Here is an 11,833-nt window from a genome sequence, read left to right as displayed (position 1 = left end):
CATTTTGGAATCCTAGGGCGGGTCGCGCGCCATTTGAAAATTATGAGGCTCAATATGGAAAACCGCAGAATCACCGAAACTCTGCGGGCTGAGAAAGTGGAGCTAGCCGGGTTGGGGCCGACGACCCTCTGTTGTGAAACGGTGAATTACCATGAAAAACGGTAGGTTATCGGAGTTTCCCAAAACGGCTTTATTATGGGGAGCATCAAAGGTATACGGTATTCGTTAAGGTTCATTGAAAACCACTGTTTCGCACATTCACTACTACTGATTACTGCTGGCCGGCATAATTCACCGCTGGCTTACGAATAAACGGCGGGTTTCGCCATATGACGGTCTTGTATGCTTCGCGCAACTATCTTGGTTTACGATTTTATGGAGCGATTCGCGGGGGATTAACGCTTTTCGTTCTCATCCTGCATGCAGGATTTTCGGGTTCCCTAGGCAGCGGTATCATTCAACCCATACGAATGACACCGCTGTCTGGGGAACGGTGTCACAGACTCAGCGTTTTTGGATTCTGTGAATAGAAGGAGCGAATGGACTCCTTGCTGATGATCTTTTGGGAGCGGGCTGTCGGTGATAAAGAACCACGCGCCTCAACCCAGGGTTTTTCGCTATGCGTTTTTTGGCTAAGCTCATTACCTGTTAATTTCCCAAATTCCGTGACGATGTAATCGATCTGCTTCTTCTCTTCAAGAGTCAGATTGTCCGAGTTTCCCGAAATCTCATCAGAGGTGATGCTGAAAAATCCGCGGTGTTCTTTGAACAATTCCGGCGCAACGGGGCCATTGGCCCAGGCCTGGAAGTCAGCTTCGAATAGTGGCTTTCCGCAAGACGCCAATGAATATGCCTGCGAATAAAACGCGAGTTTCTCGAGTTTCATTGTGGTTTCCCGCCCACGGCACTCCAGAATATATTTTGCAACGTCAATAATGGCAGCCACGTCAATCACCCCCCTTGAGCTTTTAAAGTTAATCACAGCCTATTGTACAGTAAACATATGACGGCATTATCAGGTAGCAGACCTGCCTCGTTCTCAAAAAACAGAGCGAGGCAGGTCAGCAGGATCCTCCGCGAAGGTTCCGTAAATCCGGATTTCAAGCAGGCTTTAGAGGAAGCACACCAGTGGCGTCTGCTGTGCGTCGAACCTACGCAACGGTGCTTTGATGAATTGCAGAGAATCTGCTTGCCGTCTGATGCAACCGTGGTATTCAGGCTGAAACGTATGAGTTCCATCATCGCCAAGTTGCAACGCCCGGCACATTACCGATTGGACGAATTAGATGATATAGGTGGATGCCGTATTATCGTCGATACGATAGAACGGGTCAATGAAATCGTCAAGGATATTGAACAATCTCGTGTGCTGACCGTTGACGGGCCGCAAGTCAAAAAGGATTATATTGCGTCGCCTGAGTTGAGCGGCTATCGAGGAGTGCATATCATCGTCCGCTTAGAGCACGAGGGCAAGGTCCATAGAGTCGAGATACAGGTTCGCACGAAATTGCAACATTTGTGGGCAACGAGTCTCGAGGCCGAGGCCAGACATCATAATCCACTTTTAAAAACAGGGATTCCCCTGGAGCAGTATGAGGATGATGATGCACAGCGGGCAGAGTTCTTCATGCTGGTGTCTGATTATTTGTGCATCCGCGAAAAGACACGTTTGCGCGAGGATTCGCGTCTTGACGTTGAGCGGGACGAGAATTCGATTCGTGAGCTGCTGGGTGGGATCGGACTTGCTTCTGATATTCGTGACGAACTCAGACTTTTCTCGGAAGAGAATATTCTTACTTTGTCTGACTCCAAGGATTCCGATGAGGTTGCGTCGCAAGGCTTTGTTCTTCTTGATTTTGATTTCGGGGCCCAGACCCTGAAGAAGGAATACTTTGAGCGGGACGATCTCATGGCTGCCGTGGATGCTTACGACAACGAAGAGAAAGAGTTTGTTACGGAGGACAATTCACGGCCGTGGGGGCGTGACGTTGTTTTGATCGCCGCGGACAGAGAACAGGACATTCCGAAGGCGTTCCCGAATTATTTCGGGGGCGATGATGAGTTCATCCAAATCGTTTGCGAGCTTCTTAAGTCGTGAGCATCGCGCCGGCCGCGGCGATGGCCGTGACCGCGCCCAGTGTTCTTCTGAATCCTGTTTTCATGCGAATCCCTTTCCCGCATGCTCGTTGGACATGCACTGTCATCAACATGGTATCCTCATGTTCCTCCGCATTGCGTGCCGGGCATCGAAAAAACCGTTCCCATGCCACCGGGACGGTGGTATGGGAACGGTTCCAAAGACGGGACGGGCGGGTCGGGTCAGCCCGCACAGGACGGAGGAATCGGTGGTCCAGGTTTGACGTTATGCACGAAGTCCCACCATGATGGTTTCGAGTCCCCCCCGGACGGTGCTGGCGCGGGAGCGGGCGCTGGTGCGGGCGCGGTGCGGACGCCGCCCCCGTTGTTGTAGACGTTCCGTGGGGTGTAGGAGCCTGCCGCCTGCCGTTTCCGCTCGATGCTCGCGTTCACGCGTTGACCGCATCATCAAGCGTTCTGGACGCGGCATCGACCTGCTCCAACGTGCCGTTCCCGTCGGAGGACAGTTTGGCGGCCGCGTCGATCCGCGTGGAAAGATCCTGCCGTGTCGCCTCGTCCGCGACGTTGCCCCCCACTCGAACTCAACAACCGTCGGGCCGTGTCGATTCTCTGCGCCAGCGAGTCGCGCGCGTTCTTGAGATCGCGCGCGTTCTTGGACGCGTTGACGTTCCCCACGTCACGCGCGACCCTGGCACGCAGACCGGTGACCTCATCCAGACGTTTCGAGGCTTCCGATCGGGCCGTCCATGCGTGCGTCCATCCGCCCGTCGAGCATGAGCCGGTTTGCACGGGCTTGAGGGCGTGCCGTTCCTTCGCGTCGCGCGCTAGCGTGGTGACGGTTTTCCGTGTCCTGCACGTTGTCCTTCGTGAGCTTGAGTGCCGCGTCCAGAACCTTGACCGGCGTGCCGAGCGTGCGTTCGCACGCCTGTTCCTGGGCGTGTGCTTCGCGCGTGGCTAGGAACAGTCCCCCACCCAGCAATGCGACGACGATCGCGATGCCCGCAGCCGTCATGGTCTTTCGCCGATGACCATGAGCCTTCGTCGCATCCGCCCGGCCTTCTGCGCCGATATCGTCCATCGCCACGTCTTCCGTGCTCGCTTTGTCCGTGGCCTTGTCGCTCTTCATGTTCGCTCTCCTTCCGTCCCGTAACCGCGGGACATGCGGTACTGATCATGGTTTGTTCTGCGGTTCCGCATTCAAACCGCCGCAGGCCCTTGAACCCGCCCGGTGCTTACTTGACCTTGAGGTTCTTCTTGGGGGCCTGCACCCACCAGGTGTCGTGGTCGAACGTGAGTTTGTACCGCACCATACCCTTTTGGTCGCAGGGCACCGGTTCCCATTTGCCGGTTCCTGTTCCGGAGGAGATGTAATTGTAGGGGTCATCGTATTTAGTGCGGATGGTGCCGTTCTCCATGACGTCGGCGTAATAGTACTCTGTTTTTTCTAGGAAGTCGTAAGTGATTGACCATTGGCCAATCAGGCCGGATTGCGGCGTCATGATACTGATTGTGGGGGTCACGCGATCGCCGAAGAAGTCGTCGCTCGCCGAGATATTGTCGATGTGGTAGAAATTGTTCTTCTTTCCGTCGTCTGACGGAGGCGTCTGCATCTGTTCCTTGGCATACTTGCCGGTGAGTTTATAAGTAGTTTTATCATGCTCGGATCTTTTTATGTTCGTGGTGATCTTGCCGTCCTTGTCGACCTGGATAAGGTAGTACGGCGTCTTGTTGTAGTCGGGTTTTTCCCCGTCGTCGGTCTGCCATGCCGACCAGGTGCCGACCGGTGACGGGTCGCCAAAGATGCCGTCGCCTAAGGACCCGCTCCGCAAGACCACGAACGCGATTACCAGTGCCGCGGCCACGATCGCTGCGATGATGGCGATCATCGTTTTGCGCCGCTTGGACAGCGGCTTGCGCGTGGCCGTGCCTTCCTTGTAGTCAACGGATGCCGTTGGAGGTATCACGGATGGTTGTTTCGCCGTGGCTGCCGTTGTGGTTGGTGTGCCGCAGCTCGGGCAGAATCGCGCGTCGTCGTCCAGTTGCTTCCCGCATTGCTTGCAATGGTTCATGGTTCTTCTCTCCTGTGTTGTGTTCATGCGAACTGATTGTGGTCTGTTTGTGCTTGGAGTTTCGTCCTAGTCGGGCATGCCTTCGCGCTGCCCGTGCCCTGCGTACAGGAACTCGCCGATCCGCTCCTCCACGGCGTCTGCCGGTTCCGCTTCCATCTTGTATCGATTCAGCGTGACCTGGATGCCGGTCATGTCGACAGGAGTGGCACTGAATTTTACGCACTGGGTGTTCGTTGGCCCGAGTTCCTCGCACTGGTAGCCGGTGGGCGGATTGAAGATGTTTCCGGCGATAAAGTTACCTTTCGCGCCGGTTGCGGTGCCGCCGAGCGTGAGCAGGAAGTTCCCTTCCTTATCGGGATGCTTGGCATAGGATGCGATGATCGTCTTGCCGGTGTCGGTGATGCCGTTCCCTGCATCTCTGCATGCGCCGGAGATGTCCTTGTTCTTGCCGAAGTAGGGATGCTTCGGGTCCATCTTGTCGTCGAGAACGCCGCATCCGCCCAGATGCATCAGTGATCTATCTAGGGCCTTTCTGACCTTCGTGTCCGTCTTGATGCCATCATTGGCTTCTAAATCCTGTTCGTGATTCCTGACGTCGAGACCGTGGCTCTTACCGAGCTCGGTGACATTCTCTTTCCACGTTCCCGAATACCAGCCTCCGTGGTATTCGGCCTTGTAAACGCCGGGGAGCAGCATGTTGTCACGCATTTCGTTGAGATGCCTGCCGCCCAGAAAATGATGGTTATCCTGAGGACCGACCTCCACGAACAGTTCCTTGCCGTCGGCCTTCCATTGATCCGACTCCGCGTCCTTGCGCAAGCCCAGGGTCAGGTTCTCCTGCTTCCCCGCGACTTTGAATTTCACGTTGACGCTGCCGGTCGTGTCGGTCTTAGCCTCGTCCCCCACCTGCACGTCGGTGATGCCTTGCGTGGGTTTGGCGTTCGAAAGTTCGCCTTTCTTGTCAAGGTACGTATACTTTCGCACGGTGTCTACCTCACCCTTGCTCATCGCGTCAAGCAGCGTCTGCGCCGCCTGTTTCGGTGAGCTGACGGCGCTGCCACAACCCGCGCACGCGGGCACCAGCATGCACGTCGCGAGAAGCCCCGCCATGTACCTTTTCAATCGCATTTTCTCCGCCCTCCTTTGACGGTTTTGCGTCACCTTCCGCCGACACCGGTGCATCCTTGCGGCTGCATGCCGGACGTGCGCGCATGAGCAAATGGCATAAAACAAAAGACAACTCTAAGAGGCATTTTAGTATATGTGACCAACATTCGACGATGCCCGTCGAACGCGGGAACCGTAAGTGCCGCCGCCGCAAATGCCCCTTGGGAAAACGCCGAATCCTTTTTTGCGTGAGCGTGGGCGTTTCTCCAAAGAACGGCGCTTTTTTTTTCGGAGAAACGGGCAAAAACCGGGTTTTAACTGTAATTAAGGTTCTGTTTTCTGTTTTCGATTTGCTGTGTGGTCGCGTGGTTTGGTGTCCATGGTGCGGGTCGCGCTTTGCCGGTGCCGCGGTGAGTGCATCCATGACACCGTCCGTTGGGTCCAAGCGTTCGCCAGTTCCCTTCGCTCGCCGATGACGGCTTTCGAATCAAGGGACGTCCGGTTCCTTCGGTGTGAGGATTCATCGTGATAAAGGTCCCTTCTTCCGTTTCCGTATGCTCGCCACTCTCCCGGCTTTCCTTTGATCGGGTGGTCTTGAATCCAATCAAAGAAGTCATGACATGCTGCCGGTTGTCTGTGTCGTTGAACGGGAACGTGCCTAAGCGGCAGACGTTCCTCCTTGTGTCGTGATCCATGATTCATAACGAAGGCCGGATGCACGCGGGTCGGTTCCGTCGGCTCCACGTGCACCCGGCCTCCGTGTTCCCGGTCGGGCGCGCATGGGCCCCGCCGCAATGAGCCAACGGCGGGGAAGGCATGTCATGCGCGGCGTCGGCGTGCGGTTTCGATGCCGAGTGCGGACAGTACCAGTGTCGCGGCGATCGTGGCCGCCGCGATGGTGTCGCCGCCGGTGACGGGGAGCGGGTCGCCGTTCGTATCGTAGGCGAGGGTCATGGTGCCGTCGTCATGTCCGGTCGTGTCGGCTTGTGCCCGTGTGGCCCGTACGGTTTGGGTTTGCCGTGCGGCTTTGATGGCGTTGGCCTGGTCGAGTGCGGTCTTGGCGGCGTTGTAGTCGGCGTCGGCCTGGTCGGCTTTCCGTTTGGCCTCGTCGTAGGCCGATTGCGCGGCCTGCGTGTCGGTGGTGGCCTTGTCGAGTGCGGCCTGTGCTGCGGACAGGTCGTTGTCGGCCTTGGTTTTCGCGGCCTGCGCGTCGGTGACGGCCTGTTGGGCGGCGGTAAGGGTGGCGGGGTCGGCGTCGTGGGTGAGCCGGTCGAGGCGTGCCTGCGCGGTTTGCAGTGCCTGCGCGGTGGTGTTCGCGTCCGTGTCGGCCTTGCTCAGTGCGGCCTGTTTGTCCGCCAGGTCCTTGTTGGCGGCATCCAGTCGGGTTTTGGCCTGTTCGAGGGTCTGGTCGGCCTGTTGGGCGGCGTCGTGCGCGGTGCGGTAGGCGTCGGCGGTGCGTTGGGCGTCGGCGGTGGCCTGCGCGAGTTGCCGGTTGGCGGCGTCGAGGTTGCCCAGGGCGTTCTGGTAGCGGTCGAGTTTCTGCCGGGCCTGGTCGAGGGTCTGCTGCGCGTCGGTGCGGTCCTGCTGGCGTGCGCTCAGGTCGTGTTCGGCCGTGGACTGCGCGGAGCGGGCCTGGTCGAGGGCCTGTTGGGCGGTGTCGAGGGTGGATTGCGCCGCGTCCCTGTCCTGCGTGGCCCGGTCGAGGGCCTGTTGGGCGGCATGGTCGTTGTTGGCGGTGTCGTACACGCCCTGCGCGCGGTCGGTGTCCGCCTGCCGTGCGTTGACGGTGGCCTGCGCGTCACTGACGGCCTGCTGGGCGGCGGCGAGGCGTGCCTGCGCGTCGGTGACGGCCTGCTGCGCCTGCGTGAGGGCCTGCTGCCTGTCGCTGGTGGTCTTCCTGGCGTCCTCGTAGGCCTTGTTGGCGGCGTCCAGCTTGCCCGTGTAGCCATCCAGCATGGAACGGTACTCACCGACCGTATGATGCGACTCCTGCGTCAGGTCGCTGGCGAAATCGTTGATTCCGGCACCATCGTAGTTCCAGCCGTGATCCACACCGTTGCTGTCCACGTAATGGGTGGTACCGGAGTTCAGACCGGCACCCATCACGTTCCATGACGGGTTCATGAGATTCAGGTAGTGCCCGATCTTTCGATAGGTGCCATAGTCAAGGGACTGAGCGGCATGCATCGCCGCATCCCACTGGCTTTGCGTGATGCTTCCGGCGACGAGATGGGTGAACGCCGGATACCGGCCGGAGTCCACCATCTGGTCGTAGGTCTTCTTCTCACTCACATACCAGCTGTTGTCGGGGTCGTTGTACGCGCTGTCGATGTTCTCGGACAGCCAGTCACCGGTCACTAGGTTCTCCGAAGTTCCCCCCATGCTCCCCATGTGACGTAGCGTGTGGGCGCTGACATCGGCATGCAGCATGGCCTCGACCATCAGCGAGTCGCTGACGGCGACCTCCTGCAACCCGTTCTCACGACGGATACGATTGACACTGTTGACATACTCCAACGCCTTGCGCATGTTGTTCAGGGTCGTCGCGTCCCCATCCTTGCCGAGCTTGACATACTGCGTGTACCAATCCTCACCCGGATACGCGGTCCCATCAAGCTCCTTCACGAGATCCTGACGTCCCTGGTCTTCATAGAAGCCCTTGGCACCCGTGGCGCGTTGGGCGTCGGCCGCGTCGCTCGCGGTCTTCTTCGAGTCCTCGTCGGCCTGCGCGCCGTTCAACGCGTTCTGCGCCGCTGCGGCACTGTCCTGCGCCGCCTGCAACGCGGCCTGCTGGACAGCCAGCGCGTCATCCGCGTCCGACTTGGCCTGCTTGGCCTTGTCCAACCCGTCCTTCGCCTTGTCCAAAACCTGCTTCTTGGCCTTCACGTCGCCGTTGTGCGCGTCCACGGCCTTCTGCGCGTCATCGACCTTCCGCTGCGCGTCCTGCACGGCCTGCGCCTTCGCCTGCACGTCCTGCTGTCTGGCCTGCGTATCGGCCTTGGCCTGCTCCAACGTGCCCTGCGCCGCCGACACCGCACGGTCGGCGGCAGCCACACCGTCCGTCCCGTCCTTCACATCCTTCTTGGCACGGTCGATGGCACCCGGCTGGCTGGCCTCACGAGCGTCGGACGCCGCCTGACGCTGCCCGTCCTCCGCATTCTGCCTGTCGGACTGGGCCTTCCGATCCGCAGCACGGCTGTCCTCCTCGACCCTGTGGGCGCTGTCGGCGGCGGCCTGACTGCCGTCCTTGTCCGACTGCGCACGACGCTGCTCCTCCTGCGCCCGACCGGCATCCTCACCAGCCTTGGACCGCGCCGCCTTCGCCGCATCATCCGCAGCCTTCGCATTGTCACGCTCGACCGTGGCCTGCGGCACCTGCGGAGCCGCCGCCTTCGCAGCCTCCTGCGCCTTCGCCTGCGCCTGCTGCTGCGCCTCAAGCTTCGCGGCCGCATCAGCCGCCTGCCTCTGCGCCTGCTCCTGCGCCGTCTTCGCGGCATCCTGACGAGCCTGCGCCTGCCGGGCCTCCTGCGCCTTCGCCTGCGCGTCGGCATCCGCCTTCGCCTTCACGCTCGCGGCATCCTGCTCGGCCTGTTCGGGGGTGCGTTGCGTCACCGGAACGACATTCCCGTCCTGCGGTTGCGTGCCTTCGGGGGTCACTTCGTCCGCGAGCGCCGTGTTGGATACCATGCCACCGCCGAGGATCGTGGCCGCACCCAGTGCCGCCGCCGCGATTCGCTTCCTGCCGTCGTACCGGTTCTCCTGTTTCCTGATATTCCGGTACGCGTGGCGTGCCTTGGATCGGTTGTTCTGGCTCATAGCTGTTCCTCCATGAATTCGTGTGTTCGTGTCACACACTATATCTTATTTAAGAGACCTTTTAAAATAGGCATTTTTGGATGATGCGTTATCTGTTCTATGGAAGTTGTGTTGAGGCTAGTTCTTAAATGTAGCGACGGTTACGGGCTTGACTCATCTAGGTGTCTTTGTTGGCGCACCTTCCGCAAATGCGGTGGTTTATAGTGTTCGTAGCCGGCCGGGAAGGACAGGATCCGTCCGGTGCTGGCTAGCCCTACGTTGTCAGCGATATGACCGTGCGCTACTGTGTGCGGCTTTAGGAAAGGAAGTGCCATGAAGGCACCGAATAAGAAAAATGGCGGGGTGTCCCCGAGCGGATTGCCAGAACTATTTACAGCGGCTGAAGTCGCCCAATGCCTGCGGTGCAGTACCTATACCGTCTACCAGCTTGCCAGAGACGGAAAGCTGGAGTCGGTCAAACCGACAAAAAACATGATGCGTATACCCAAGGCAAGCCTTTTGAAATTCCTCGGAGAATAATCGTTGGAATCGATGAGGGGCCACACAGTCTCTATGCTGTGCGACCCTTCACCGTCTTCCGGACAGGTCATGCCTCCGGTGTTTGGTCTTCTGCGCCAAGTGATGGCCATCGTGCCGGTAGCAATCCGTCAACTGGTGTTCTTAGCGTTTGCGCGATGGCGACGATGGAACGCAGATCGGGATTCGGATCATTGCCTGCCTCGATTCGACGGTATTCATCTTCGGATACGTTCGATTTTCGGAATAATTCCTCGACGGTCATGTTCCTTGCTTCGCGTGCCTGCCGAATATGCTTGCCTGTAATTCGTAGGCATTCGCTCCATGTCTCTTCTCTGTTAGTCATAATGTCAGGTTATGTATGTGTGTTCATGCCCCTCAAGTGCGTATCCGGTATCCCGAGTACATCACTTAACGGGCAGATATTGCTTGGAAGAGGTATGTGGGAAACCGTCGATCCTGTATCGTTGGTCAAAAACATTGAAAAGCGTCTGCTGAGAAGGCGGGTTTGCCGAAAACATCTTTGAAGTCTCGAATATAGGGCTATTTATGGAGAAGGGTTCGGATGCGGTCAACGTGCGCTGAGATCCGGCGGCTTGGTTCCTTCATCGCACATGTCGGGCAGAAGGTCTGCCAGTGTCACGCCAAGTGCCTGGGCTACGGCCATTACGTTACGCAGGCTTGGATTTGATGGCGTGGTGCCTTTAGCTCCGGTAGGTTTAGATCCGATGCCGCTCTCTAGTTTTTGATACGTATAGCGCGATAAGTCGGCGGCGTTGGCTACTTCTATTTGACTCAGATGCTTTGCTTCGCGGGTTTCCTCGATGTTTTTGCCCAGCTGCCTGACGTATTTCAGCCAGTCGGTATCTTGGGGGCGTTTACGAGACACGCCTTCCACGGTAAGGCGGCGCAGCTGCGAAATCGGCCTAAGATAAAAGGCACACAGAATTTCGTAAATCCTACTGGCCTTGTGCTTGAGTATTATCGAAAGTAAGACGGCAAAAGTGAAGGAGCGGGGAGCATGTGCAAGGGCATACCCACGCAGGTCAGCGATGACATCGATGCGGACGACTGCTACGACGATGAGGACTTGCCGTTCGACCGGCCCGAGGAACTGAAAGAGTTCAAACCTTCGAAGCCGGTCACCAACGCCCAGCTTATCGCCTACGAGACTACTGGCAGGGAGCCATATCCCGGCTACGCCGACGAGCTGGCATACTGGCAAGACCAGAACGACCAGTTCCAGCACCGCGTCCTCGAAGCCCAAGGTGGCGACACCAGCGAGCCGAGCGAACATGTGGATGTCAGACCATTATCCGGCAGAGTTCCGGAAAAGGGTGATGCTCCCATAATCAATGAAATCACCGATCCGAATGATCCTGACTGTGGGAAAGTCCAGCTTATTGAGCGCATTGATAAACCGGGTAACCGTTATGATGGCTGGCTTGCAGTCACATTGTTCGACCCCAAGAATGATCCTGAAGGCGACCGGGCGCAGACGCAACTCTACAAGGAGACGGCTGGCGATCCGAGTCCATTTGAAGGTGCATTCGAAGACGATTTTGATTACGAGGGATGGAAGAGGACTCATCTTCGCGGCAAAATTTAGTTAATTCCGCGTATCGTCTCCTTCTTCCTTCTCTGTGTCCTTGTGGTTATCTTCCCATCTCAATCCGGTCGGATGAATCGTGAACTGGTACCCATCGTTCAATGGCGTTGCGATGAACCAGTCTGTTCCCTTGCCTTTCTCCTGTAATCTCCGTTCGGCTTCATCGTACAATTTCAGCAGTCTGGCAATATCAATGCCGATATTGCTCCGGTTGTAAAGGTTGCTGGGGTTTTTGTGCATTGCCTTGGCGACGCTGCCCTTGCTGTCGCCTTGGTGAATTGCCCATGCAGCTTGTGAGGCAAGCAGACGATCCAATTCGCGCTGCAACTCTGCTGTAATCAGTACTGCCCCGACGTGGTGACACAGTCCTTTGCCTACGCCGCCGCCGGTCTCTTCTTCAAGTTCTTCCGCCATTTCGACAATATCGTAATTTAGCTGCTTGATGAGTTCTGTTACATGATGCTTGAGAAGGCCTCGATATTGGTCATTCATATCAAAGTCCCGCAGCCTGCGTGCGTTGTCGTATTGGTGCAATGACTGGGTTTCTAAGCGAGCCATAATTGTTTCCTTTCTAGGTGTAGTACTTAAGCAGTGTAGTTAGTACTATACAACTTTGCAA

Annotated in this window: 13 protein-coding genes; 3 read left to right on the top strand and 10 right to left on the bottom strand. The window is 57.6% G+C overall.

Going from position 1 to position 11,833, the window contains the following annotated elements; all coding sequences use genetic code 11:
- Positions 1-496 precede the first annotated feature (496 nt).
- On the bottom strand, positions 497-946 hold the full coding sequence (locus BBOH_RS07240) for a Panacea domain-containing protein (RefSeq protein WP_033522596.1): 450 nt from the start codon (positions 944-946) through the stop codon (positions 497-499).
- Positions 947-1,003: 57 nt separating this feature from the next.
- Here BBOH_RS07240 and BBOH_RS07235 point away from each other — a divergent pair, with 57 nt between their 5' ends.
- Complete coding sequence (locus BBOH_RS07235; RefSeq protein ID WP_081930420.1) at positions 1,004-2,098, top strand: RelA/SpoT domain-containing protein; 1,095 nt, start codon at positions 1,004-1,006, stop codon at positions 2,096-2,098.
- 427 nt (positions 2,099-2,525) lie between these two features.
- Here BBOH_RS07235 and BBOH_RS08920 read toward each other — a convergent pair whose 3' ends face one another.
- The 6 genes from BBOH_RS08920 to BBOH_RS09420 form a co-directional block, all read right to left on the bottom strand.
- Positions 2,526-2,672: a hypothetical protein gene (locus tag BBOH_RS08920; RefSeq protein ID WP_156097534.1), complete on the bottom strand. Its 147-nt coding sequence runs from the start codon at positions 2,670-2,672 to the stop codon at positions 2,526-2,528.
- Between the two features lie 134 nt (positions 2,673-2,806).
- Entirely contained in the window at positions 2,807-3,223 is a 417-nt protein-coding gene (locus BBOH_RS07230) for a hypothetical protein (RefSeq protein WP_033522562.1), read from the bottom strand.
- Positions 3,224-3,329: 106 nt separating this feature from the next.
- On the bottom strand, positions 3,330-4,193 hold the full coding sequence (locus tag BBOH_RS07225) for a zinc-ribbon domain-containing protein (protein WP_081930419.1): 864 nt from the start codon (positions 4,191-4,193) through the stop codon (positions 3,330-3,332).
- A gap of 39 nt (positions 4,194-4,232) precedes the next feature.
- Positions 4,233-5,294, bottom strand: coding sequence for a nuclear transport factor 2 family protein (locus BBOH_RS07220; protein ID WP_033522565.1), 1,062 nt, complete (start codon positions 5,292-5,294; stop codon positions 4,233-4,235).
- Positions 5,179-5,697 carry a hypothetical protein gene (locus tag BBOH_RS08915; protein WP_143242514.1) on the bottom strand — a complete coding sequence of 173 codons (519 nt, stop codon included), beginning with the start codon at positions 5,695-5,697 and terminating at the stop codon, positions 5,179-5,181. The genes BBOH_RS07220 and BBOH_RS08915 overlap by 116 nt, the downstream gene beginning before the upstream one ends.
- 395 nt (positions 5,698-6,092) lie before the next feature.
- Positions 6,093-9,089, bottom strand: a complete 2,997-nt coding sequence (locus BBOH_RS09420; protein WP_044098285.1) for a CAP domain-containing protein — start codon at positions 9,087-9,089, stop codon at positions 6,093-6,095.
- A 312-nt stretch (positions 9,090-9,401) separates the two neighbouring features.
- Here BBOH_RS09420 and BBOH_RS07210 point away from each other — a divergent pair, with 312 nt between their 5' ends.
- A complete protein-coding gene (locus BBOH_RS07210) occupies positions 9,402-9,608 on the top strand; it encodes a helix-turn-helix domain-containing protein (protein ID WP_033522484.1) in 207 nt (68 codons plus the stop codon).
- A 67-nt stretch (positions 9,609-9,675) separates the two neighbouring features.
- Here the strand turns inward: BBOH_RS07210 and BBOH_RS07205 are convergent, their stop codons facing one another.
- On the bottom strand, positions 9,676-9,951 hold the full coding sequence (locus tag BBOH_RS07205) for a helix-turn-helix domain-containing protein (RefSeq protein WP_074428604.1): 276 nt from the start codon (positions 9,949-9,951) through the stop codon (positions 9,676-9,678).
- A gap of 225 nt (positions 9,952-10,176) precedes the next feature.
- A complete protein-coding gene (locus BBOH_RS09310) occupies positions 10,177-10,494 on the bottom strand; it encodes a helix-turn-helix domain-containing protein (protein WP_033522480.1) in 318 nt (105 codons plus the stop codon).
- Positions 10,495-10,626: 132 nt separating this feature from the next.
- On the opposite strand from BBOH_RS09310, the gene BBOH_RS09305 reads away from it, so the two are divergent.
- The gene (locus BBOH_RS09305; protein ID WP_033522478.1) at positions 10,627-11,214 is read left to right on the top strand and encodes a hypothetical protein; all 588 of its coding nucleotides are present in this window, start codon (positions 10,627-10,629) and stop codon (positions 11,212-11,214) included.
- On the opposite strand, the gene BBOH_RS07190 is transcribed toward BBOH_RS09305, so the two are convergent.
- Complete coding sequence (locus BBOH_RS07190) at positions 11,215-11,772, bottom strand: hypothetical protein (protein WP_052118244.1); 558 nt, start codon at positions 11,770-11,772, stop codon at positions 11,215-11,217. It lies immediately after the preceding gene.
- Between the last annotated feature and the right edge of the window lie 61 nt (positions 11,773-11,833).

Source organism: Bifidobacterium bohemicum DSM 22767, from assembly GCF_000741525.1.
Taxonomy (GTDB): Bacteria; Actinomycetota; Actinomycetes; order Actinomycetales; family Bifidobacteriaceae; genus Bifidobacterium; species Bifidobacterium bohemicum.
The sequence above is the reverse complement of the archived record's forward strand: the minus strand, read 5'-3'. Positions and strand labels throughout refer to the sequence as shown.

What these genes read in the sequence shown, in the direction of transcription:
- BBOH_RS07235 (WP_081930420.1), top strand. Translation starts at nt 1,004, where the DNA reads ATGACGGCATTATCAGGTAGCAGACCTGCCTCGTTCTCAAAAAACAGA.
- BBOH_RS07230 (WP_033522562.1), bottom strand. Translation starts at nt 3,223, where the DNA reads ATGAAGAGCGACAAGGCCACGGACAAAGCGAGCACGGAAGACGTGGCG.
- BBOH_RS07225 (WP_081930419.1), bottom strand. Translation starts at nt 4,193, where the DNA reads ATGAACACAACACAGGAGAGAAGAACCATGAACCATTGCAAGCAATGC.
- BBOH_RS07220 (WP_033522565.1), bottom strand. Translation starts at nt 5,294, where the DNA reads ATGCGATTGAAAAGGTACATGGCGGGGCTTCTCGCGACGTGCATGCTG.
- BBOH_RS08915 (WP_143242514.1), bottom strand. Translation starts at nt 5,697, where the DNA reads ATGGATGCACTCACCGCGGCACCGGCAAAGCGCGACCCGCACCATGGA.
- BBOH_RS09420 (WP_044098285.1), bottom strand. Translation starts at nt 9,089, where the DNA reads ATGAGCCAGAACAACCGATCCAAGGCACGCCACGCGTACCGGAATATC.
- BBOH_RS07210 (WP_033522484.1), top strand. Translation starts at nt 9,402, where the DNA reads ATGAAGGCACCGAATAAGAAAAATGGCGGGGTGTCCCCGAGCGGATTG.
- BBOH_RS07205 (WP_074428604.1), bottom strand. Translation starts at nt 9,951, where the DNA reads ATGACTAACAGAGAAGAGACATGGAGCGAATGCCTACGAATTACAGGC.
- BBOH_RS09305 (WP_033522478.1), top strand. Translation starts at nt 10,627, where the DNA reads ATGTGCAAGGGCATACCCACGCAGGTCAGCGATGACATCGATGCGGAC.
- BBOH_RS07190 (WP_052118244.1), bottom strand. Translation starts at nt 11,772, where the DNA reads ATGGCTCGCTTAGAAACCCAGTCATTGCACCAATACGACAACGCACGC.